This is a genomic window from Salmonella sp. NW38 (assembly GCF_051807745.1).
GTDB lineage: Bacteria > Pseudomonadota > Gammaproteobacteria > Enterobacterales > Enterobacteriaceae > Salmonella > Salmonella enterica.
In genome coordinates, this window is record NZ_JAMMTO010000007.1 from 200560 (window position 1) to 223436 (window position 22877).

24 protein-coding genes, 1 pseudogene and 1 CRISPR repeat array are annotated in these 22877 nt (G+C 52.3%); of the genes and pseudogenes, 4 read left to right on the plus strand and 21 right to left on the minus strand.

The genetic code is table 11. The features are described from left to right. Nucleotides 1-2 precede the first annotated feature (2 nt). Nucleotides 3-239, plus strand: a complete 237-nt coding sequence (locus tag NA624_RS14265) for a non-oxidative hydroxyarylic acid decarboxylases subunit D (RefSeq protein ID WP_000562967.1) — start codon at nucleotides 3-5, stop codon at nucleotides 237-239. Nucleotides 240-283: 44 nt separating this feature from the next. Here NA624_RS14265 and rpoS read toward each other — a convergent pair whose 3' ends face one another. Both rpoS and nlpD read right to left on the minus strand, forming a co-directional pair. Then, nucleotides 284-1276: an RNA polymerase sigma factor RpoS gene (gene rpoS / locus NA624_RS14270; protein WP_000081498.1), complete on the minus strand. Its 993-nt coding sequence runs from the start codon at nucleotides 1274-1276 to the stop codon at nucleotides 284-286. Between the two features lie 62 nt (nucleotides 1277-1338). After that, a complete protein-coding gene (gene nlpD / locus NA624_RS14275) occupies nucleotides 1339-2421 on the minus strand; it encodes a murein hydrolase activator NlpD (RefSeq protein WP_223163312.1) in 1083 nt (360 codons plus the stop codon). Here nlpD and NA624_RS14280 point away from each other — a divergent pair. Beyond that, a complete protein-coding gene (locus tag NA624_RS14280) occupies nucleotides 2351-2509 on the plus strand; it encodes a peptidase (protein ID WP_223148970.1) in 159 nt (52 codons plus the stop codon). The genes nlpD and NA624_RS14280 overlap by 71 nt on opposite strands. Before the next feature lie 138 nt (nucleotides 2510-2647). On the opposite strand, the gene NA624_RS14285 is transcribed toward NA624_RS14280, so the two are convergent. From NA624_RS14285 to cysD, 10 genes are all read right to left on the minus strand, one after another. Continuing rightward, nucleotides 2648-3274, minus strand: coding sequence for a protein-L-isoaspartate(D-aspartate) O-methyltransferase (locus NA624_RS14285; RefSeq protein ID WP_000253545.1), 627 nt, complete (start codon nucleotides 3272-3274; stop codon nucleotides 2648-2650). Next, nucleotides 3268-4029: a 5'/3'-nucleotidase SurE gene (gene surE, locus NA624_RS14290; protein WP_001221538.1), complete on the minus strand. Its 762-nt coding sequence runs from the start codon at nucleotides 4027-4029 to the stop codon at nucleotides 3268-3270. Before surE ends, NA624_RS14285 begins: the two co-directional genes overlap by 7 nt. Beyond that, the gene (gene truD, locus NA624_RS14295) at nucleotides 4010-5059 is read right to left on the minus strand and encodes a tRNA pseudouridine(13) synthase TruD (RefSeq protein ID WP_000134246.1); all 1050 of its coding nucleotides are present in this window, start codon (nucleotides 5057-5059) and stop codon (nucleotides 4010-4012) included. Before truD ends, surE begins: the two co-directional genes overlap by 20 nt. Beyond that, complete coding sequence (gene ispF, locus NA624_RS14300) at nucleotides 5056-5535, minus strand: 2-C-methyl-D-erythritol 2,4-cyclodiphosphate synthase (RefSeq protein ID WP_001219244.1); 480 nt, start codon at nucleotides 5533-5535, stop codon at nucleotides 5056-5058. Before ispF ends, truD begins: the two co-directional genes overlap by 4 nt. Further along, entirely contained in the window at nucleotides 5535-6245 is a 711-nt protein-coding gene (gene ispD, locus NA624_RS14305; protein ID WP_000741649.1) for a 2-C-methyl-D-erythritol 4-phosphate cytidylyltransferase, read from the minus strand. Before ispD ends, ispF begins: the two co-directional genes overlap by 1 nt. An 18-nt stretch (nucleotides 6246-6263) precedes the next feature. Beyond that, nucleotides 6264-6575 (minus strand): cell division protein FtsB, encoded by a 312-nt coding sequence (ftsB, locus tag NA624_RS14310; RefSeq protein ID WP_000517480.1) that lies wholly within the window; start codon nucleotides 6573-6575, stop codon nucleotides 6264-6266. A gap of 190 nt (nucleotides 6576-6765) precedes the next feature. Next, nucleotides 6766-7089: a DUF3561 family protein gene (locus tag NA624_RS14315; protein ID WP_001543221.1), complete on the minus strand. Its 324-nt coding sequence runs from the start codon at nucleotides 7087-7089 to the stop codon at nucleotides 6766-6768. A 50-nt stretch (nucleotides 7090-7139) separates the two neighbouring features. Beyond that, nucleotides 7140-7745, minus strand: a complete 606-nt coding sequence (gene cysC, locus NA624_RS14320; protein ID WP_001173661.1) for an adenylyl-sulfate kinase — start codon at nucleotides 7743-7745, stop codon at nucleotides 7140-7142. Next, entirely contained in the window at nucleotides 7732-9171 is a 1440-nt protein-coding gene (gene cysN, locus NA624_RS14325) for a sulfate adenylyltransferase subunit CysN (protein WP_001092259.1), read from the minus strand. The genes cysC and cysN overlap by 14 nt, the downstream gene beginning before the upstream one ends. A gap of 9 nt (nucleotides 9172-9180) precedes the next feature. Next, nucleotides 9181-10089 carry a sulfate adenylyltransferase subunit CysD gene (gene cysD / locus NA624_RS14330; RefSeq protein WP_000372384.1) on the minus strand — a complete coding sequence of 303 codons (909 nt, stop codon included), beginning with the start codon at nucleotides 10087-10089 and terminating at the stop codon, nucleotides 9181-9183. Between the two features lie 250 nt (nucleotides 10090-10339). Here cysD and NA624_RS14335 point away from each other — a divergent pair, with 250 nt between their 5' ends. After that, complete coding sequence (locus NA624_RS14335; protein ID WP_000490483.1) at nucleotides 10340-11386, plus strand: aminopeptidase; 1047 nt, start codon at nucleotides 10340-10342, stop codon at nucleotides 11384-11386. Nucleotides 11387-11400: 14 nt separating this feature from the next. After that, a CRISPR array of direct repeats spans nucleotides 11401-12100; the repeat unit is 29 nt; unit sequence CGGTTTATCCCCGCTGGCGCGGGGAACAC. A gap of 96 nt (nucleotides 12101-12196) precedes the next feature. Here the strand turns inward: NA624_RS14335 and cas2e are convergent. From cas2e to cas3, 8 genes and pseudogenes are all read right to left on the minus strand, one after another. Then, a complete protein-coding gene (gene cas2e / locus NA624_RS14340; RefSeq protein WP_001518648.1) occupies nucleotides 12197-12490 on the minus strand; it encodes a type I-E CRISPR-associated endoribonuclease Cas2e in 294 nt (97 codons plus the stop codon). Next, nucleotides 12490-13410 carry a type I-E CRISPR-associated endonuclease Cas1e gene (cas1e, locus tag NA624_RS14345; RefSeq protein ID WP_000144832.1) on the minus strand — a complete coding sequence of 307 codons (921 nt, stop codon included), beginning with the start codon at nucleotides 13408-13410 and terminating at the stop codon, nucleotides 12490-12492. Before cas1e ends, cas2e begins: the two co-directional genes overlap by 1 nt. Beyond that, the gene (gene cas6e / locus NA624_RS14350; protein WP_000281480.1) at nucleotides 13407-14057 is read right to left on the minus strand and encodes a type I-E CRISPR-associated protein Cas6/Cse3/CasE; all 651 of its coding nucleotides are present in this window, start codon (nucleotides 14055-14057) and stop codon (nucleotides 13407-13409) included. Before cas6e ends, cas1e begins: the two co-directional genes overlap by 4 nt. Continuing rightward, a complete protein-coding gene (gene cas5e / locus NA624_RS14355; RefSeq protein WP_000085108.1) occupies nucleotides 14039-14785 on the minus strand; it encodes a type I-E CRISPR-associated protein Cas5/CasD in 747 nt (248 codons plus the stop codon). The genes cas6e and cas5e overlap by 19 nt, the downstream gene beginning before the upstream one ends. 10 nt (nucleotides 14786-14795) lie before the next feature. Next, nucleotides 14796-15854, minus strand: coding sequence for a type I-E CRISPR-associated protein Cas7/Cse4/CasC (gene cas7e / locus NA624_RS14360; protein WP_000206423.1), 1059 nt, complete (start codon nucleotides 15852-15854; stop codon nucleotides 14796-14798). Nucleotides 15855-15867: 13 nt separating this feature from the next. Continuing rightward, complete coding sequence (casB, locus tag NA624_RS14365) at nucleotides 15868-16416, minus strand: type I-E CRISPR-associated protein Cse2/CasB (protein ID WP_000029524.1); 549 nt, start codon at nucleotides 16414-16416, stop codon at nucleotides 15868-15870. Next, nucleotides 16413-17972, minus strand: a complete 1560-nt coding sequence (gene casA, locus NA624_RS14370; protein WP_000368577.1) for a type I-E CRISPR-associated protein Cse1/CasA — start codon at nucleotides 17970-17972, stop codon at nucleotides 16413-16415. The genes casB and casA overlap by 4 nt, the downstream gene beginning before the upstream one ends. A gap of 11 nt (nucleotides 17973-17983) precedes the next feature. Next, nucleotides 17984-20647, minus strand: a pseudogene (gene cas3 / locus NA624_RS14375) (CRISPR-associated helicase Cas3'). A gap of 444 nt (nucleotides 20648-21091) precedes the next feature. On the opposite strand from cas3, the gene sopD reads away from it, so the two are divergent. Next, entirely contained in the window at nucleotides 21092-22045 is a 954-nt protein-coding gene (gene sopD / locus NA624_RS14380; protein ID WP_001145535.1) for an SPI-1 type III secretion system effector SopD, read from the plus strand. 87 nt (nucleotides 22046-22132) lie between these two features. On the opposite strand, the gene cysH is transcribed toward sopD, so the two are convergent. Continuing rightward, entirely contained in the window at nucleotides 22133-22867 is a 735-nt protein-coding gene (cysH, locus tag NA624_RS14385; RefSeq protein WP_439040273.1) for a phosphoadenosine phosphosulfate reductase, read from the minus strand. Nucleotides 22868-22877 lie beyond the last annotated feature (10 nt).

Sequence of the window (22877 nt, forward strand, 5' to 3'; positions counted from 1 at the left end):
CGATGATTTGTCCACGCTGTGCCGATGCACATATTGAACTCATGGCGACTTCGCCGGTAAAAGGAGTCTGGACGGTATATCAGTGTCAGCATTGTCTGTATACCTGGCGCGATACCGAACCGTTACGTCGTACCAGCCGCGAACACTATCCACAAGCGTTTCGCATGACGCAAAAAGATATTGATAACGCGCCAATGGTGCCGAGTATCCCGCCGTTGCTGGCAGAAGACAAACGGTAAAAAAAAGGCCAGTCTGTCGACTGGCCTTTTTTTGACAAGGGTACTTACTCGCGGAACAGCGCTTCGATATTCAGCCCCTGCGTCTGCAGAATTTCGCGCAGACGGCGCAGGCCTTCAACCTGAATCTGACGAACACGTTCACGCGTAAGACCGATTTCACGACCTACATCTTCCAGTGTCGCAGCTTCATATCCCAGCAGACCGAAACGGCGCGCCAGCACTTCACGCTGTTTGGCGTTCAGTTCGAACAACCATTTGACGATGCTCTGTTTCATATCGTCATCTTGCGTGGTGTCTTCCGGACCGTTCTCTTTTTCATCGGCCAGGATGTCCAGCAACGCTTTTTCGGAATCACCGCCCAGCGGGGTGTCTACCGAGGTAATGCGCTCGTTGAGACGAAGCATACGGCTGACGTCATCAACCGGTTTATCCAGTTGCTCTGCAATTTCTTCCGCACTCGGTTCGTGGTCCAGTTTATGCGACAACTCACGTGCGGTGCGCAGGTATACGTTCAGCTCTTTAACAATGTGAATCGGCAAGCGAATCGTACGGGTTTGGTTCATAATCGCCCGTTCGATTGTCTGGCGAATCCACCAGGTTGCGTATGTTGAGAAGCGGAACCCGCGTTCCGGGTCAAACTTCTCGACTGCACGGATAAGCCCCAGGTTGCCCTCTTCAATCAGGTCCAGCAACGCCAGTCCACGATTGCCATAACGGCGGGCAATTTTTACCACCAGACGCAGGTTACTCTCAATCATGCGACGGCGAGAAGCGACATCTCCACGCAGTGCGCGACGCGCAAAATAGACTTCTTCTTCGGCTGTTAACAGTGGTGAATACCCAATCTCACCAAGGTAAAGCTGAGTCGCGTCCAACACACGCTGTGTGGCCCCTTGCGATAACAGCTCTTCTTCAGCCAGGTCGTTATCACTGGGTTCCTCTTCACTCAAGGCTTTTTCGTCAAAAGCCTCTACTCCGTTCTCATCAAATTCCGCGTCTTCATTTAAATCATGAACTTTCAGCGTATTCTGACTCATAAGGTGGCTCCTACCCGTGATCCCTTGACGGAACTAGCAAGTCAAAGCCTGGTTCCGCCGCTTTATCGCTGCGGTAAATAACGCAGCGGGTTTACGGATTTCCCCTTGTAACGAATTTCAAAATGCAAGCGTGTAGAGCTGGTGCCGGTGCTACCCATAGTAGCGATTTTTTGCCCCGCCTTAACTTCCTGTTGTTCCCGGACCAGCATCGTATCATTATGGGCGTAGGCACTCAGGTAATCATCGTTATGTTTGATGATAATAAGATTACCGTAACCACGCAGCGCGTTACCGGCATATACGACGCGCCCATCAGCGGTTGCGACGATAGCCTGTCCCTTACTGCCTGCAATGTCGATCCCTTTATTGCCCCCTTCGGAAGCGCCAAAGTTTTCGATCACTTTGCCATCCGTCGGCCAGCGCCATGCGGAAATCGGCGCGCTGGTTGACGTACTGCTTGCATTTGGTTCGGTCGTGCTTACCGTTGGTGCCGTTACAGGCGCTGTGACAACCGTCCCAGCAGGCTTGTTGTTTGGCAACATTTTGTTAGCACTTTGTTCACCTGAGCCCTCAGAATACGTAATTGTTGGTTGAGACGCAACTGCAACGGTGGAATTTTGTGCAGACCTGGTCACAACTCCTTGCTGTGCTGCATCCGCCTGGGTGATCGCATTTCCGCCAGTAATTGGCGTACCGGATGCGTTACCAACTTGCAAAGTTTGCCCTACATTCAGGCTATACGGGGCAGGAATACTGTTTCTCTGGGCCAGATCGCGGAAATCGTTCCCGGTAATCCAGGCGATGTAAAAAAGCGTATCACCCTTTTTCACGGTGTAAGTACTGCCACCCGTATAGCTACCTTTCGGAATATTCCCATACTGGCGATTGTATACGATTCGCCCATTTTCCATCTGCACGGGCTGTTCCGCGACCGGTTGAGTTTGCATGGGCTGCGTTACAGGACGCTGAACGGGTTGAATTTGCGGCGCTTGTTGCGGCGTTTGTTGCGTCGTCGCGCCCATTTTTGGCGGCGGTGTGATCAACATCCCGGAATTGGTATTTGATGACGAACCACTGTCCACAGACGTAACCGGCGCCGGAGGGTTTGACGAACTGGTACAACCTGCCAGCCATAGTGAAACCAGTGATAGTGCCGCAATGCGACTAACGGTGAATTTTGGGCTTCCCGCGCTCATTTATCCCCCAGGAAAAAATTTGGTTAACAACCAGTGACGTAAGAACCGTGCAACGCATTAAGTGAACACGGGAAAATGTGTTCACGATACGCTTAACCCACCGGGAATAACCAGGAAAACTCCAGGTATTCGTTTCGGCTTCATCAGGCGTAATAGTGGGTGTTTGCAGGGCAAACTAGGCCAGCTCTCCCTTGACTAACGGGACGAAGCGAACGGCCTCCACGGTATCGATAATAAATTCGCCGCCCCGGCGACGCACGCGTTTCAAAAACTGCTGCTCATCGCCCACGGGCAGAACAAGAATGCCGCCTTCATCCAACTGTGCCATGAGCGCGGTAGGAATTTCCGGCGGCGCGGCCGTCACAATGATAGCGTCAAACGGCGCACGCGCCTGCCAGCCTTGCCAGCCATCGCCATGACGGGTAGAAACATTATGTAAATCGAGCTGCTTCAGGCGGCGACGCGCCTGCCATTGCAGCCCCTTAATCCGCTCAACGGAGCAAACGTGATGTACCAGATGCGCCAGAATCGCCGTCTGATAGCCGGAACCGGTGCCAATTTCCAGCACCCTGGATTGCGGTGTCAGTTCGAGCAGCTCCGTCATTCGCGCCACCATATAGGGCTGCGAAATCGTCTGACCCTGGCCTATCGGCAAAGCGATATTTTCCCAGGCCTTATGTTCAAACGCTTCATCAATAAATTTCTCGCGCGGCACTGCAGCAAGCGCATTAAGCACCTGCTCATCTCTGATACCCTGCGCGCGCAATTGTTCAAGAAGAGCCTGTACACGTCCACTTACCATTGCGTGCCAACTCCCACGCTGTCTAACCAGTCTGAAACCACATCATGCGCGCTGTGCGCGGTTAAATCCACATGCAACGGCGTGACGGAGACGTAGCCTTCATCCACCGCCGCGAAATCGGTATCCGGCCCGGCATCGTATTTATCGCCCGGCGGGCCAATCCAGTACAATGTATTACCGCGCGGATCTTCCTGCGGGATCACTTTATCCGCTGGATGGCGGCTACCACAGCGAGTCACGCGGATGCCTTTAACCTGCGCTAACGGTAGATCCGGGACATTCACGTTGAGAATACGCCCGGTACGCAACGGCTCCCGGCTTAACCCTCGCAAAAGCGCGCAAGTCACGGCTGCAGCCGTATCATAATGTTGATAGCCGTTAAGGGAGACCGCTAATGCCGGAAAGCCGAGATGACGACCTTCCATCGCCGCGGCGACAGTACCGGAATAGATCACATCATCACCCAGATTCGGACCCGCGTTAATACCGGAAACGACAATATCCGGACGCGGACGCATTAAGGCATTAACGCCCAGATAGACGCAATCGGTCGGCGTCCCCATCTGTACGGCGATATCGCCATTATCAAAGGTAAAAGTACGAAGCGAAGATTCCAGCGTGAGGGAATTAGACGCGCCGCTGCGGTTACGATCCGGGGCTACGACCTGTACATCAGCAAACTCACGCAGCGCTTTCGCCAGCGTTTGTATACCGGGCGCGTGAACCCCGTCATCGTTACTCAGCAATATGCGCATAATCACCCATTGTGTTGATCAGTTCCCTTACTACGCTGGTGGCAAAACTGCCTGCGGGCAGCCAGAAACGTAACTCGACGGTAACGTCATCCCACCAGTTCCAGCTTAATTGTTGCGGATAAAGCAGCATCGCTCTGCGCGACGCCTCTACTTTTTCGCGCAGCAACAGCGATTGCAACACCGTTTCCTGGGCAATGGCATCTTGCTCAAACGCCAGCGCCGCACGCTGTGTTCCCCACTCTCCGCTGCCCGGCAACGATGCTGTAATCATCAGCTCTTTTTCGTCTACCCGGCGCTGCAATTCAGGCAGTTCTTCAGATGTCGCGACGAACCAGCTTCCACGCCCCGCTAATTGTAGCGCATCGCCGTCAACAACTTGATTAAAGTCTGGTTTCTTCAGCCGCTGGTGAACAATTTGATTAAACAACGCGCTACGCGCCGCCGACAACCAAAAACTGCGTTTATTGCGATCGCGCACCGGCGCGTTACTTTGCGCCCAGCGCAGCGCGCCCTGCAAGTTGCTGCCACCAATGCCGAATCGCTGTGCGCCAAAATAGTTCGGCACGCCGCCATCGCGAATCGCCTGCAATCGCGTTTCGACATCGCGGCGATCGCTTATTTCACGCAACACCAGCGTAAAGGCATTGCCTTTCAGCGCGCCTAAACGCAGCTTACGCTTGTGACGCGCGTATTCCAGCACTTTACAACCTTCCAGCTGAAAGGCGCTGAAATCGGGCATCTCTTTCCCCGGCACGCGCGCGCACAGCCACTGCTCGGTAACGGCGTGTTTATCTTTTTGCCCGGCAAAGCTCACTTCGCGAGCGTGAATTTTCAGGAATTTCGCCAGCGCGTCAGCGACAAAACGGGTATTGCAACCGTTTTTCAAAATACGCAGCAGAATGTGCTCGCCTTCACCATCCGGCGTAAAGCCTAAATCTTCAACCACCACAAAATCTTCCGGATTCGCTTTCAGCAATCCGCTACCTTGTGGTTTTCCGTGCAGCCAGGTGAGATTGTCAAACTCTGTCATTTCGCCGCCTTCATCAGCAACGCGACCGCTTCGCAGGCAATGCCTTCTCCGCGTCCGGTAAATCCGAGCTTTTCCGTCGTCGTCGCCTTCACGTTAACGTCATCCATATGGCAGCCGAGATCTTCGGCGATAAAGACACGCATTTGAGGAATATGCGGCAGCATTTTCGGCGCCTGCGCAATAATGGTGACATCCACGTTGCCGAGGGTGTACCCCTTCGCCTGAATACGACGCCAGGCTTCACGCAGTAGTTCGCGGCTATCCGCTCCCTTAAATGCCGGATCGGTATCCGGGAAGAGCTTGCCGATATCGCCAAGCGCCGCCGCGCCCAGCAGCGCATCGGTCAGCGCATGTAACGCCACATCGCCATCGGAATGCGCCAATAGCCCTTTTTCATAAGGGATACGCACGCCGCCAATGATAATCGGCCCTTCTCCGCCAAACGCGTGTACGTCAAAACCGTGTCCAATTCGCATTATGCTTTCTCCTGGTGGATGGTTCGGGTCAGATAAAATTCCGCCAGCGCCAGATCTTCCGGACGGGTGACCTTGATGTTATCCGCGCGACCTTCTACCAGCGCCGGATGAAAACCACAATACTCCAGCGCTGACGCTTCGTCGGTGATGGTCGCGCCTTCATTCAGCGCACGCGTCAGACAATCATGCAAGAGTTCGCGGGGGAAAAACTGCGGGGTGAGCGCGTGCCATAAATCGGCGCGCTCTACGGTATGGGCAATAGCGTTTTTCCCTGGTTCGCCGCGTTTCATGGTGTCGCGCACCGGACTGGCGAGGATACCGCCGACCCGGCTGTTTTCGCTGATAGCCAGCAACCGCGCAAGGTCATCCTGATGCAAACAGGGTCTTGCCGCGTCGTGCACCAGCACCCACTGCGCCTTTGCAACGGCCTGTAACCCGGCCAAAACGGAATCAGCGCGTTCGTTGCCGCCATCCACAACGGTGATTTGCGGATGATTCGCCAGCGGAAGTTGGGCAAAGCGATGATCGCCAGGACTGATAGCAATAACAACGCGTGTCACCCGAGGATGCGCCAGCAGCGCATGAACTGAGTGCTCCAGAATGGTTTTATTACCGATTGAGAGATACTGCTTAGGACATTCTGTTTGCATTCGGCGGCCAAATCCGGCAGCCGGCACCACGGCGCAAACGTCCAATAAAGTGGCTGCCATGTTAAATCCCTGGATGGTTTATCGATGAGTTTGCCCCGCCGTTGCCGCGCGTTTTGAGGCGTCAGGCACCAGACGATAGAAGGTTTCGCCCGGTTTGGTCATGCTAAGTTCGTTGCGCGCGCGCTCCTCAATCGCTTCCTGGCCGCCATTGAGATCGTCAATTTCGGCAAAAAGCTGATCGTTACGCGCTTTAAGTTTGGCGTTTGTCGCCTGCTGCGCGACCACATCATCGTTGACGCGGCTATAGTCATGTATGCCGTTCTTACCGAACCACAGCGAGTACTGTAGCCAGACCAGTAAAGCCAGCAACAGCAGCGTTAGTTTACCCATCCTGCCCCCTGAAAAACGGCATCATCATCCCATAACGTCCTCTGTGACTCCACATTCAGGACGGGATTGCCGCGACAACGCCGGCAAATGTACCACATTTGCCGGATGTTACGTATACCCGAGTAAGGAGAACATAATCTCATTGTTGGTTACGGTTTGAATTATGACCGGAGGCGCAGTGATAACCCGTCTACCCTAATAGCCATATGAATAACGCGCCGAACAGCGCGCCTACCGCCAGTAGAGTAAACATGATGCTAAAAAGTATTTTGCCCTTTACCAGCAGATGCAACGCAATGCCGATAATCACCGATACCGGCATTAACGCGAGGAAAAAGGGCCAGGTATAGAGGAAAAAAAACAGCGTGTTAGGGCCATAAAGCAGAAAAGGCATCCCCAACGCCAGCAGCCATGACACAAAGCCGACCACCGCCCCCGGAAATGCACTGGTGGCGTCATCGTCGACCATGAAGGCGTCTGACCTTGTGAAAGTAATGTTATGGCTATTACGCATATTAAATCCTGTAACCTTGACCATACCGGGCATACAAGCCCGGTGGTGTCTCAGGATCTGATAATATCGCGCCGTCTCAGCAGGTCTAATAATTGGGAAACCAAATTTGTTACTAATTGTTCACCATTAAGATGAACCTGGGGCGAGTCAGGCGCTTCGTAAATGGCGTCGATGCCGGTAAAGTTACGCAACTCGCCCGCGCGCGCTTTTTTATACAACCCTTTAGGATCGCGCTGTTCACAGATAGCCAGCGGCGTATTGACATAAATCTCGATAAAACGATCGTGGCCGACGCGCTCTTTTACCAGTTGCCGCTCGGCGCGGTGCGGAGAAATAAATGCCGTCAAAACAATCAGACCGGCGTCCGCCATCAGACTGGCCACTTCGCCTACCCGCCGGATATTCTCCTGGCGATCGGCATCGCTAAAGCCTAAATCACAGCACAAACCGTGGCGCACATTATCGCCATCCAACAGGTAGGTACTGACGCCACGCTGATGTAACGCCTCTTCCAGCGCGCCGGCCACCGTTGATTTTCCCGAACCGGAGAGCCCGGTAAACCACAGCACCACGCCACGGTGGCCGTGGAGCTGTTCACGGGCGGCGACAGTAACGGGATGAGAGTGCCAGACCACGTTCTCATCATGCAGCGCCATGTTTATCTCCCAGCAAATCGCGGGCGTCCCAGTGCGGAAAATGACGGCGTACCAGCGCATTCAGCTCCAGCTCAAACGCACTGTATTCCACGGGCGGCGTCGCTCCGCGTTCATCCAGTTCCCGCACCATGCCTGCGCCCACGGTGACGTTAGAAAGTCGGTCGATAAAAATCAGCCCGCCCGTCACCGGATTTTGCTGATAAATATCCAGCGCGAGCGGCTCATCGAATGTCATCTCCACCAGACCAATACCGTTTAACGGCAGGCTCTCGACGTCTCGTTGGGTCAGATTGTTGATATCAATCTGATAGCGAATAGCCTCGATACGCGCGCGGGTTTTCTTACCCGCAAGTTTAACGTCGTAGCTTTGGCCCGGTGCCAGCGGCTGTTCCGCCATCCATACCACATCGATCGCGGCGTGCCGCGCAGGTGCCAGCGTCTCGTTTGCCGCCAGCAGCAGATCGCCGCGGCTAATATCAATGTCGTCGTTGAGTACCAGGGTAATGGCTTCGCCCGCATAGGCTTCTTCTTTATCGCCATCAAAAGTGACGATACGCGCCACGCTGGATTCCACGCCAGACGGCAGCACTTTAATGCGCTCTCCGACTTTGACGCTACCAGACGCCAGAGTGCCGGCATACCCCCGAAAATCAAGATTCGGGCGATTGACGTACTGTACCGGAAAGCGCATCGGCTGACGGTCTACCGCACGCTGTATGTCTACCGTTTCCAGGACTTCCAGCAGCGTCGGACCGCTGTACCAGCGCATATTCGCGCTCTGCGCGGCGACATTATCCCCTTCCAGCGCCGAAAGCGGGACAAAGCGAATATCCAGATCGCCCGGCAACTGTTCAGCAAAGGTCAGGTAATCTTCACGAATACGGGCGAAGGTCTCTTCGCGGTAGTCAACGAGATCCATTTTGTTGATTGCCACCACCAGGTGTTTGATCCCCAACAGAGTGGAGATAAAGCTATGGCGACGCGTCTGATCCAGCACGCCTTTACGCGCGTCGATCAGTAGGATCGCCAGATCGCAGGTGGACGCCCCGGTCGCCATATTACGAGTATATTGTTCATGGCCCGGCGTGTCGGCGATAATAAATTTTCGTTTTTCCGTGGAGAAATAGCGGTACGCGACGTCAATAGTAATGCCCTGCTCACGCTCGGCCTGTAGCCCATCTACCAGCAGCGCCAGATCGAGTTTTTCTCCCTGCGTGCCATGACGTTTACTGTCATTATGCAGAGAAGAGAGCTGATCTTCATAAATTTGCAGGGTATCGTGTAGCAAACGACCTATCAGCGTACTTTTACCGTCATCAACGCTGCCACAGGTTAAAAAACGCAGCAGGCTTTTGTGCTGTTGGGCAATCATCCAGGCTTCGACGCCGCCTTCATTGGCGATTTGTTGTGCAAGTATGGTGTTCATGGCGGCTCCTTAGAAATACCCCTGACGTTTTTTAAGCTCCATCGACCCCGCCTGATCGCGGTCAATCATCCTTCCCTGGCGCTCGCTGGTGGTAGAAACCAGCATCTCTTCGATAATTTCCGGCAGCGTTTGCGCGTGGGATTCCACCGCCCCGGTGAGCGGCCAACAGCCAAGTGTACGGAAGCGCACCATCCTTTTTTTGATGACTTCGCCAGGCTGGAGGTCGATACGATCGTCATCCACCATCATCAACATGCCGTCACGTTCCAGAACCGGGCGTTCAGCAGCCAAATACAGCGGCACGATGTCGATGTTTTCCAGCCAGATGTATTGCCAGATATCCTGCTCTGTCCAGTTGGAGAGCGGGAAGACGCGTATACTTTCGCCTTTATTAATCTGACCGTTATAGTTACGCCACAACTCTGGCCGCTGATTTTTCGGGTCCCAGCGATGGAAACGGTCACGAAAGGAGTAAATACGTTCTTTCGCGCGGGATTTTTCCTCATCGCGCCGTGCGCCGCCGAACGCGGCATCAAAACCGTACTTATTCAGCGCCTGCTTTAACCCTTCGGTTTTCATAATGTCGGTGTGTTTAGCGCTACCGTGAACGAACGGATTGATGCCCATCGCCACACCTTCCGGATTTTTATGTACCAGCAATTCGCAGCCGTATGCGTTGGCGGTACGATCGCGAAAGGCGTACATCTCACGGAATTTCCAACCGGTATCAACGTGCAATAGCGGGAACGGTAACGTACCCGGATAAAACGCCTTACGCGCCAAATGCAGCATGACGCTGGAGTCTTTACCAATGGAGTACAGCATGACCGGATTAGCGAATTCCGCTGCCACTTCACGGATAATGTGGATACTTTCCGCCTCCAGTTGCCGCAGGTGGGTGAGTCGTTTTTGATCCATAACCGTTCCTTTGCAATACCGTTTTTTGCTAAACATTTCGATTACACGACTATAGGGAGCGCAGGAGAGTGAATGAAATGACGAATTGGAATGAGTAGTTCCTCAAAGGAATAACGCGGCCCAAAAACCAATATCAAAAAATGCTTAACGTACCGGATTGCCAGCATTTAGGAGCAAATGAAATTGTATTAACACGATCGCGGTTTCATACTAGCCACGTAAAATTTTGTTCTGTATTTAAGGACTCATTATGTTTTCCGCAACGCGCCGCTTTGCCGTCATTCTGGCGCTCGGCGTAGGCTTTATCCTTCCTGCACAAGCAGCATCACCAGGGCCTGGTGAAATAGCGAATACTCAGGCACGACATATCGCCACCTTTTTTCCCGGGAGAATGACTGGCTCCCCCGCCGAGATGTTGTCTGCCGATTATTTACGCCAACAATTTACCCAGATGGGATACCAAAGCGATATTCGAACGTTTAATAGCCGATTTATTTATACCACGAAGGATAATCGCAAAAACTGGCATAACGTGACGGGCAGTACGGTCATCGCCGCCCATGAAGGGCGCGTGCCGCAGCAGATCATCATTATGGCGCATCTGGATACCTACGCTCCGCAGAGCGACGCTGATGTCGATGCCAATCTGGGCGGTTTAACGTTACAGGGAATGGATGATAATGCCGCGGGATTAGGCGTTATGCTGGAACTGGCGGCGCGCCTGAAAGATATACCGACCCATTACGGGATTCGTTTTATCGCCACCAGCGGGGAAGAAGAGGGAAAGCTAGGCGCGGAAAATTTACTCAAACGAATGAGTGACGCTGAGAAGAAAAATACGCTGCTGGTCATTAATCTCGATAACCTGATTGTTGGCGACAAGCTCTATTTTAATAGCGGGAAAAATACGCCGGAAGCGGTGCGTACACTGACCCGCGATCGGGCATTAGTGATTGCGCGCCGTTATGGTATCGCCGCCAACACCAATCCGGGACGCAATCCATCCTACCCCAAAGGAACGGGTTGCTGTAATGATGCGGAGGTTTTCGATAAAGCGGGAATATCGGTGCTTTCTGTTGAGGCGACGAACTGGAATCTGGGTAAAAAAGACGGATACCAGCAACGCGTGAAAAATGCCTCCTTCCCGAACGGCAATAGCTGGCACGACGTACGGCTTGATAATCAACAGCATATTGACAAGGCGCTGCCAGGGCGAATTGAGCGCCGTAGCCGCGATGTAGTGCGGATAATGCTGCCGTTGGTAAAAGAGCTGGCGAAGGCGGAAAAAACGTCCTGATATGCTGGTGAAACGTGTTTATCCCCGCTGACGCGGGGAACATTTTTTAGAGGTGTACACACCGTCGGCCTTTTGCGGTTTATCCCCGCTGGCGCGGGGAACACTTGGTTTTTTAATACTTTCTGGTTGCACTGTTCGGTTTATCCCCGCTGGCGCGGGGAACACTTCCTGAATTCTTCAGATCAACTAAATAATTCCGGTTTATCCCCGCTGGCGCGGGGAACACTGCCATTGCCAGTTCGCCGTTGCAGTGCTCGTCGGTTTATCCCCGCTGGCGCGGGGAACACTGTATAAAGCCGTTCTCAACGTCCTGTGGAACCGGTTTATCCCCGCTGGCGCGGGGAACACTAGCGCAAATTTTGCGAATTATGCACTGTTTGCGGTTTATCCCCGCTGGCGCGGGGAACACTTTGGTGTCCGACACATAACGGAGAGATAAACCGGTTTATCCCCGCTGGCGCGGGGAACACATTTCCCCCAACATCCATTGGGCGCTACCTACCGGTTTATCCCCGCTGGCGCGGGGAACACCCCGGATAACCTTTCCCTCCCTGACGAGCTCGCGGTTTATCCCCGCTGGCGCGGGGAACACCTGTTCGCCAGGCTTTCCGCTCACACCGCGACCGGTTTATCCCCGCTGGCGCGGGGAACACGCAATGCCAGGTTCCAGGAAATCGCCTGGACACGGTTTATCCCCGCTGGCGCGGGGAACACACTAAAACTATATATTTGTTCTAAAAGCCCTTTTTTACTACCTAACAAACTACCAACGGTAAGATAACAATTCCTTATTATTAAAGAACATTCAACTTATTGATTTTCAACAGGAAGGAAAGAAACCAAACGCAGTCCATCCAAATCTACCGGAATACGTCTGTTTTCACCCCAGGTCTGGAACTCAAAACCAGACTCAGTATTTGTTGCCCAGGCCATTACTACGTTTCCGACTCCGCCAAGCTGTGTGATCTGTTGCCAAATCATTTCCCGAATACGCTTCGAGGTATCACCAACATAAACACCTGCACGAACCTCGAGTAACCAGACGGCAAGACGTCCCCGCAGGCGCGGCGGTACGTTTTCCGTGACCACAACCACCATACTCATCAACCATGCCCCCGATGGCCGCTATCCCCCAAGGATTCAGGTTCCGGTATTGCTGGCGGCAGCATATCCGGCGCAGGCTGAGGCGGTTCAATTTCACCGGCAGCGAGCACCTCTTCGATCAGTGGGATCAATTTTCCGGTCAGCTTCGAACTGCGAAAAATATCACGGCAGGCCAGGCGCACTTCTTTATCTGGTTCCGCCGGGTGACGAGCGGCGATCTCAAATGCTTTGGGCACCACCGATTCAAATTTGATGATATCGGCAATGTCATAAACAAAAGAAAGCGGCTTACCGCTATGGATAAAACCGATAGCCGGCGCATATCCCGCCGCCAGGATAGCCGCTTCTGAAATCCCGTACAGGCACGATGTTGCCGCGCTAATACATCGGTTGACGACATCCCCCTTCTCCCAGTCTTTCGGATCATAGTTACGACCATGCCACTTCACGCCGTATTGCTTCGCCAGTAATGCGTAGGTCGCCCGCACGCGAGAACCTTCAATACCGCGCAGTTGCTCAACGGAGCGACGGGCGGGCGGCGGTTCGCGAAAACGCAGTTCATACATTTTGCGCACCACCTTCAGCCGCAGATCGTCATCTAACGCCAGCTTTGCCTGATAAAGCAACTTATCGGCTCGTGCGCCGCCGGGTTGTCCGGAGGAATAGACCCGCACTCCCGCCTCGCCCACCCATACCAGCAGCGTTCCTACCGTCGATGCCAGACGCACAGCCGCATGGGAAACCCGCGTTCCCGGTTCCAGCATGATGCAGGCAACCGAACCAACAGGAATATGCGTGCGGATTCCTGTTTTATCGATCAGCACGAATGCCCCATCCAGCACGTCAATTTGACCGTACTGGAGGAAGATCATCGAGGTTCGATCTTTTAACGGGATCGGGTTGAGCGGTACGAACGTCACGCGTCCTCTCCGGGTTTGATCATCATCATTCCGCAGCCAAACGCCCGGCTTTTACCGTACCCCTGCGCCAGACGTTGCAGGAAAAGCGCGGGATCGTTAATCACCAGCACGCCGGTATAGTCCACGCTGCTAAACTGAATCATCTGCCGGGATTTCTCGCGACGTATCTGCTGCTGCCGGTAAGCATCAACGCTCGCCTCGCGTAGGGTAAAGCCATTTTGCTCCCCCTGGCGCACCAGCCATTCCAACGCCGCCTGCTGCTGATAAGACCAAATATCCTGGCTATCGCCCTGCGTTTTACGCTGGCGTTTCGCCTCCATCAGCAAATCGTGACGCTTACCGTTTTTGCAAATTGTCGGATTGGCGCGCAGGTTAAACCGCAGCGTCTGCCCCGCGCTCAGCGTTGGCGCAAACGGGCGAGTCTGCACGTCAAAAATCGCGCTGGCGGCAGGCTGTTCCTGCGAGAGGACAAAAAAGCGAAACGCGCCCTGTAACTCTTCGCGGCGATACAGAAACTGCCGTTCCTTGCCGCCGGGAAAGAGATCCCATAACCACTGGTGCATCACGTACTCACCGCGCTCCACCAGATGCAAGAGTTGTGCTGGCGAAAGCTCGCTGGTGTGCAGCGTTATTCTTGAGAGATACACGCGTCCTCCTTGCTGAGCCACGGCCCCTGATTCACGCTACGTTCACCGAACAGCCATTGCTGGCGGCTCAATGGCATGTCGCGACGACGTAAAATTTTGTTCGCCGTTAAGCCATCGTGTTCACCTTCCCACCAGCATTCGTTCTGTAGCCTGGGAAGAGGTAGTCTCAGCGCATTAAATTTATCCTGGTACTGACGATACGCTTCGCGCAGGGCATCCGGCGCGCGTCCTTCCAGCAGTTGCGGCGCAAGCGGCAACGCCAGAGGGTGACTTTTGCGCCCCAGATACAGCGGGAACACAGGATGTTGTAACGCCGCCTGAAGCTGCGCCAACGTGTAAGGCGCGTCCGGCGTCGCGCTGACAGCAATCATCCACCAAGCGTCGGTGTAGTAGTCGCGTCGGGAAATCAGCGCGCTCAGTAATTCAGGATCCTGCAACTCTTCACGGCGGCTGAAGTAACGTGCCTTACGTACCTCTTTCGGCATCTGCACCGTGTGATAATCCCGCGCCCAGCGCGGGTTGCCACTGGCGCACAGCAAAAATTGGTAATGACGATTGAAGGCGTTTAGCCGTTCCTCCTCATCGCGGCGAATTCCCAGCGCCGCAGCTAATAACCCCAACAGCGCCGAGCGCGAGGGTAGCTCATGGCTGTGGCGCACTTCGCCTGGCGCATCCACGCCCCAGGAGGCCATCGGCCCATGAAGCTGAAAAACCAGATATTGGCTCATAAGCCGCCCCTTACGCGCAGATGAAGTCAAGCACGTCTTTCATGCTTCCCTGCTGATTCATCACGTCGAAACTGGCGGTATCAGTCCGCTGGCCATAAACCTTATTCATATTCTTATGCAGCGATGTAATACGCTTAACCGCAACGTTCAATTGGTCTGTACCGTTGATCGGTTCATAAAACGCGGCCGCCAGTGAACGTGGTTGGTCGGTGCCTTTTTCGGCCAGCGCCCACGAGGCATAGGCACGGCTGGCAAAGCTGTTCTGTTTGCCGGTCGGCGACACTTTCAGCGCCGCTTCAGTAAAGGCGCGCAGCGTTTTGTTTGCCAGTTCTTCATTGTCGTTCAGGTTTTTCACCAGCAGATCTTTGTTGATGCAGATATAGGTGTAAAACAGCGCGGAGCCAAAGCCGGTTTCGCCGAGATGGCCTGCGCCTGCATCTTCTGCCGATGCCTGGCGTAGGTCATCCACAGCAGTAAAGAAATCGTCTTCGACGATCGTTTCGCTGACGCCGAAGGCGTGGGCGACCTGGCAGGCGGCTTCAACGTTAAAATCAGTTTTCTTCGCTAACATCCGGCCAAACATGGCAATATCGACGGCCATGCGATCTTTACGTAGCAGTGCAAGCTCTTCCTCTTTTGGCGCGCGTTTTTCTTCTGCCAGACGGTGCGCCAGCGCTTTCACAGCCTCAAACTCAGCTGGGCTGATATGCACCAGTTGCCCGGTTTCAGCATTCGTCAACTCATCTTTGGGTTTCTTTTCCGCCTTTACCTTGCCAAAATAGTTAGCGATGTTCTTGACGTACTCAACCGCTTTTTTGGCGTCAATGCCGCTTTCAACGAGGATCTGCGCCGCTTCGCGCGCAATACGTCCGCTACGAATACCGATATTCCCGGCAAGCGCCTGCTCAAACAGTTCCGAGGTACGCCAGGCACGTTTCAGGCTCTGAGAGGAGATACGCAGACGCGTCGCGCCGCCAAGCACCACGGTTTTTGGCGCGCCGGTATCGTCACGGTTGAGGTTGGCGGCAGGATAAGCGGTTAATAAATGGAGTTGAATAAACGTTGTCATAAAGATATCCCTGTTAATCTTGTTCGTTATCGCCAGCCTGGTAGTATTCCAGCGCCCAGCGGATACGGAGAAATTCGGTTGGCCGCTGCTGGCGGCGATGGTGGTTCAGCAAGTCATTCTGCTCCTGGCACCAGCAGAAAATATCGTCTGCAAGAGAAAACAGGTTGACCGAACCATCTAACAGCTTCACCGCACGCCGTAACTGGCGCAGCAGTTCATCCGGCGTTTTTACCGCTAATAGGTGGGAGAAGCGTAGTTTTGACATTACCGGATTGTCACCACTCTTCTTCTGTCCAAGCTGCGTAGCAAAACTCTGTCGCTCATCAATAAATTTGATATGCGCAGCCAGTACCGCAGTAATTGCCAATGCAGTAACATGCCAGGCTGCCTTGTTTTTCCACAACGAATGCGTCTGCATTAACAGCAAATGAAATCCCTCAGACAAGCAGGCCTCATTCACCGTTTTACTGCGCCGCAGACTGGCCCGTGCACCCCGCTTCTCCTGCAAATCCTCATGCCATTTGCGCAGCGTGGCTTTGTGATCCTCTTGCACAATACTCATTCAGCAGCCTCCTGCTTCTTTGCTTTGGCGGCTTTCGCGCTTTGCTTTTCCGCCGATGAAGTAAAATATTTTTTGCGCGCCTTCATGATGCGCTCCAGATCGCTGCTCTCGTAGGGGTTGGTAAAGACGTGATCATCGAAGTAACAACGGGTAAACAGCCAAAGTTCTCTTTGCCATTTATTCAGCCTTTCGTCCGGCTTGTGGCCGTTTTCCAGATCGTGGATCAGATTGAGAAAGCGCCCCTGCGTCAGGTTCCAGAAATCAATATCGATAAAACTGAAATCACCGCGGGCATCCTTCGCATTGGCGAACCACGCTTCTTTTAGCGCACCGCGCAGCAGGCTGAGGAGGCGGGTAGCAGTTTGTGTTGCTTTACGTAAATCAGGGATCAGACCTTCCGTCATCAGCAACGGAAAGTGATGCTCATACCAGCAGCGAATTTTCATTTTTTTGAAATCGGCACCAAATCCCCACAAGCCTACTTTGATATTCCTGAGCTCTCGGGCATTAAACACTTTGATCACCTGTGCCGGATATTCGGTATTCTTTTCCGTCGGGTTTTCTTGACTTAGTCCCAGCCAATCTCGCCAAAGAAGTCCACCAGGTTGGGTTATAACAGGTTCAAATCCCTTACTATTCTTTATTTGCAGGCGATGTGGTGTTAATGGGTGCCGCCAGCGGTCATAATTAACGCCATAATTCTTGACCAACATCTGGATTAGCAGCTCATCGCCATTATTACCGCAGATATTGCACACTCCCTGACGTATTGTCGCGAAATCCAGACGGATACGGCGTGGCATCCCCCAGTATGCTTGTAATTTATTTACCTGCTCATCTGTTGTAATAGTATGAGCTGGTGGCTCGCTGGTACGTGTTGCGGCAAGCCAGGGAAATACAGCCGCATCATAGACGACAGGCAAAGGCAGATCCGCAGCATCCTGCGGCATCACGTTGAGCCACAGCTTGCGCCAGAGCGGCGTTTGCCGCTCTCCCTGATATTCCTGCAATTCAATCAATGTAGTCAGCGGCCCGCCGCCGCGCAGCCCAGTGCGGTAGCCTTGTCCGCCGGAAGGAGCGTTAAGCTGCATTGAAAACAACGCCAACGCGGCACAATGCGGGCAAAAACATTCCATTACGCCACGTTTGATAAAATGATCTGTATTTAACTCAGTAGTTTGAATACCTGGTGTTTCCGGTAATAGCGAAGCTATAGTTATTTTATTGTCGGGTAATTCTTCAAAATCCTGCATAAAAGACGGCGTTTCCGCGCCAAACTGAAAAGCGTGTTCTAACGGTGCTAATGCCTTATGGAGCGCATCGGCATGCAATCCATCAAACCAGATATCCTCCCAGTTTTTGTATCTTTTTGGCGCGATACTGCATTGCAGCAATCCCAACAGAAACTGCCAGGCCGCTCCCTGCAAATCTGCTCGCGTTGCGGCGATATCCACCACGTTTTCATCTGCCAGATCGACGGGGGCCAACTTACCCGTCGAGCCATCTTTGAAACGGACGGGGAGCCAGGGCGTTGTTAAAAGTGAAAAATTGTCCATATCTGTATTCGTTATTCCCCCATCATGCCAATCAATCCCTCATTCGCCGAATAACCACAAACGGCAAAGTCCGTCACCACAATCACCGTGGCAAAATCCTTATCCTGATGCTGTTGCGCACACCACTTGCGTAGCGGTTCACCATCTAACCGTTCAAACTCGCCTTTATGTTTATCCCACCAGCTCTGACGTACCCGCAGCACGCTCATCTCCCAGGCATGTTCACCGCTGGCATAAGGGGTTACGACGCCATCCACGATTTTCGCCAGCCACAGCGTGACAGACTCTTCCGCCAACCGCGTTGACATTTTCTCCGGTAGAGAATCGCTAATTTCAGCACAATAGCCCGGCGCAAAGTTAAGCAGCATCTGTCTGGCAAATGCCCGGTCGCAATAAAATTTGCCTTTCTGCAATTGCTCGGTTTTTGCAAATCCAACCGGCATGTTGACGTCCTCGCCGTAGACCGACTCAATCAACAATCGGGCAGATTGCGGCATCCGAATCGTCCCCTGCTCACGTAATATGCGCTGCGTCAGCCACATGCGCCCATGATCGGGATAGACATAGGCGCTGTTACGCATGGCGCTGGATAACCAGTTCTCTCGCGGCGCGTCATCCCACTCCGGAGCAAGAATGCGCAGCACTGGCGTCTCTCGCTCATCCTGCCCACTCTTTTTCACCAGACCGTTACGATCGCGAATATGACGCTGTAGTCGACCGGCCCGCTGAATTAATAAATCCACCGGCGCTAAATCAGAGATCATCTCATCGCAGTCAATATCCAGACTTTGTTCGATTACCTGCGTGGCGATAATGACCTTACCGGCACGTTGCGCGCCGCTCTGTTTGCCAAAGAGATTCAGCGTCTGCGACTCAATCCGCTGACGATCGTGAAAAGCAAAGCGACTATGGAAGAGTAAAAGGTTTTCCGTGGCGACGACCTTACTCAGTTGAAGCTGGCGATAGATACGAATCGCATCATCAACGGAGTTACGTATCCAGGCGATACAGTTTCCTTTTTCCACTGCTTCACCTATACGTTCAAGACACGCCTCTTCACTATGTAGCCAGCCAATATCTACGCTGCGCTCAACCTCTTTGCGTGTATCAACCCGCTGAGAAATCAGCTCTGTTTGTGTGACCTGAGTCAGCCAGGGATAATCGTCATGGCCTAGCAACGGCGCCTGCACACTACGCCTCACCCCACGGGAAAATGCCGCCACCAGCTTATCTCGCTGCTGCTGCGATAGCGTCGCGGATAAGAGAATAGTGGCGTTGCCATTACTGGCCTGCCGTTCGATCAAACCTTCAAGTATTCGGGACATCCATGCATCACAGGCATGGATCTCATCAGCCAGTAAAATCTTGTTGCTAAGACCCAATAACCGCAGGTTGTTATGTTTAAATGGCATTACCGCCATCATCGCCTGATCCAACGTGCCTACGCCAACCTCCGCCAACAACGCTTTTTTATTGCTGTCGGCAAACCAGGCGGCGCATCCCTGACTATCAGGCTGCGCTTCATCGGGTTCTTCCGTACCGGAAAGAGTGACCGACCATATTGACTGATTGAAACGATCCATTAAGCGACGCGCGCTATGCGCCAGAATCAGGCTGGGACGGGAGTCCGGCTGATACAGCGCCAGCCAGGTGTTCGCCATACGTTCAAACATCGCGTTGGCTGTCGCCATTGTCGGCAGTCCAAAATAGAGTCCCTGCGCTTTACCTGCCGCCATCAGTCGATGAGCTAATATGAGCGCCGCCTCTGTTTTTCCGGCCCCGGTGACATCTTCAAGAATAAAGAGTTAGGCGCCACCCACGTTGATATCCAGCTCAAGCGCCTTTTGTTGTAACGGTGTGGGATGCTGAATAAAAGGGAAAAGCGTTTCTATGCCCGTAAAGGCAGACACATTCGCCGCTGAGGGAAATAGCGTGATGGCAGTTTGTGCTTTAGCGAGAGCTTGCTGCCAGTAGGTATCAACAGGCATTTTTTCCGCAGTACGCGGAAAATAACGGCTGGCAGAACCAGTCCAGTCAGCCAGTACAACCGCAGCGGAAATAAACCAGGAAAGTTGCTGAAATTGGTCGATACCCTCATCTTCATCCCAGGATTCAGGCAAAGTAATTAAAGGAAAGAGCGCTTTTATTCTCAGAAGAAAATCTCTTGCCGCGTCTTTATCCTGCTGGCGAAAATGGTCCAGCTCCTGGATTGCCTCTGGAGGGCGTCCATGATGACCTGTAGTGACTGGCATCCAAAGCGCCATAACGCGCTTACTTTTACGAACTGAAAGCGAAGAAGGAGGAAACAATTCAGGGCATTCACTTAGCCAGGAGTTCCACAACACGTATCCCAGCGTGGTATGCGCGATTTTTTCATAATGCCGTGTAGGCTCATTAAAGATGTTTAAAGCCTCATGACGGTATAGTTGCTGGAAGGAATGAGCAAATTTTCCAATATCATGCCAACATAAAATCCAGGCAAAAAATTGCGCCGCCTGCTCCTTATCCTGGATGCCTAATTTTTTTAGATAATGGTCAATAAAATAAATATTATTTATCACCATCCAGTAACCCACAGCCGCAACATCTAAAGAATGCCAGCAAAGCAAATGGTAATCATCACCGCCGTCAATTTCTCCTCGTCGAGACTTTCCCCAATAGTGATATATCGACACGTAAACTCCAGCATGTGGATAATAAAAGCACTCTACGCCTTTTTAATGGTCTTTTTTGTTGATATACCTCACAAAAATCGCATACCATGAGATTATATTTAAATATACTCACTCAAGTTTATATATTCTTCGGAAATATTTATTTCACGAATGATTATTATAAATTTTTCCGCCCTTTTTCTTCTGGAAGAAGCGATCAAAGAGGCTTCGTCCAATGCCCCCTGCATGAGGCAAAATTTAAAAAAACGACCATTTGCGGCGAATCATCTACCTTTTGTCTGAATTATCGTCACCACAAAGGATTACCAACCATAAATGTGCTGTATTGATAATGCCGTTCAAATTCTCTCCTGTAGTAAACCTTGTCTGTTTAATAAAAAAGAGGGAGTTGAACGATATATTTTACTCCGGATATTAAATAATATAAATTTGAAGGAAAATATTATGCCAGTCACTTTAAGCTTCGGTAATCATCAAAATTATACGCTTAATGAAAGTCGGCTTGCTCATCTGTTAAGCGCAGATAAAGAAAAAGCAATCCATATGGGGGGCTGGGATAAAGTCCAGGATCATTTTAGAGCGGAAAAAAAGGACCATGCGCTGGAAGTGTTACACTCCATCATTCACGGGCAGGGCCGTGGTGAACCTGGAGAGATGGAAGTTAACGTAGAGGATATAAATAAAATTTACGCCTTTAAACGGCTACAACATCTGGCCTGCCCGGCTCATCAGGATCTGTTTACTATCAAGTTGGACGCTTCTCAGACACAATTTTTACTTATGGTCGGCGACACGGTGATCAGCCAAAGCAATATTAAGGACATCCTCAATATATCAGATGATGCAGTGATAGAATCTATGAGTAGAGAGGAGAGACAGTTATTTTTACAAATATGCGAGGTGATTGGTGCGAAGATGACCTGGCACCCGGAATTACTTCAGGAGTCGATTTCTACTCTACGAAAAGAAGTGACGGGCAATGCACAAATCAAAACGGCGGTTTATGAGATGATGCGTCCCGCAGAGGCTCCAGACCACCCGCTTGTCGAATGGCAGGACTTACTTACTGCAGATGAAAAATCGATGCTGGCCTGTATTAATGCCGGTAACTTTGAGCCTACAACTCAGTTTTGCAAAATAGGTTATCAGGAGGTACAAGGTGAAGTCGCTTTTAGCATGATGCATCCGTGCATCTCCTATTTACTACACAGCTATTCACCGTTTGCAGAGTTTAAACCAACAAATTCTGGTTTTTTAAAAAAACTTAATCAGGATTATAACGACTATCATGCAAAAAAAATGTTTATTGATGTAATTCTTGAAAAGCTATATCTAACGCATGAACGTTCTTTGCACATTGGTAAAGATGGGTGCAGTCGTAATATATTACTGACATAAAGATAGTCAGTAATATAACCAATTTAAAATCCGGCTGCCTGCCGGATTTTTCATAGCAGCAAGTATAATCATACCGCGTAAGGACAATCACCCTTCGTGCAGTCCGCACTCGCGCTTCAGCCCGAAGAACCGCGTCTCTTCTTCCGCCATGCCCGGCTCCCACTTGCGGGTAGTATGTATATCGCCCACCGACAGATAGCCCTGATCCCACAGCGGATGGTATTTCAGACCGTGCTTTTGCAGATACTGGTAAACCGTGCGGTTATCCCAGTCGATAATCGGCAGCACTTTAAACACGCCGCGCTGGATAGCGAGAACGGGTAAATGCGCGCGGCTACCGGACTGCTCGCGACGCAGACCGGCAAACCAGGTCTGCGCGTTTAACTCTTTGAGCGCCCGGTTCATCGGCTCGACTTTGTTGATCTCATTGTATTTCTCAATACCTTCTACGCCCTGCTCCCACAGTTTGCCGTAGCGCGCTTCCTGCCAGGCCGGACTTTCGCCCGCGCGGTAAACTTTCAGGTTGAGTTTGAGTTTGTCCGTTAACTCATCAATAAACTGATAGGTTTCCGGGAACAAATAGCCGGTATCGGTGAGGATCAGCGGGATATCCGGGCGAATCTGGTTCACCAGGTGCAGGCTCACCGCCGCCTGGATACCAAAGCTTGAGGAGAGCACGTATTCGCCGGGCAGATTTTTCAGCGCCCAGACCACGCGTTCTTCGGCAGTCAGCGTTTCCAGTTGGGCGCTGGTTTCCGCCAACGCCAGTACGCGATCGACTTTTGGCAGTTCATTCAATGCGTTGAGATCGAGTTGGGACATAAGTTCCTCA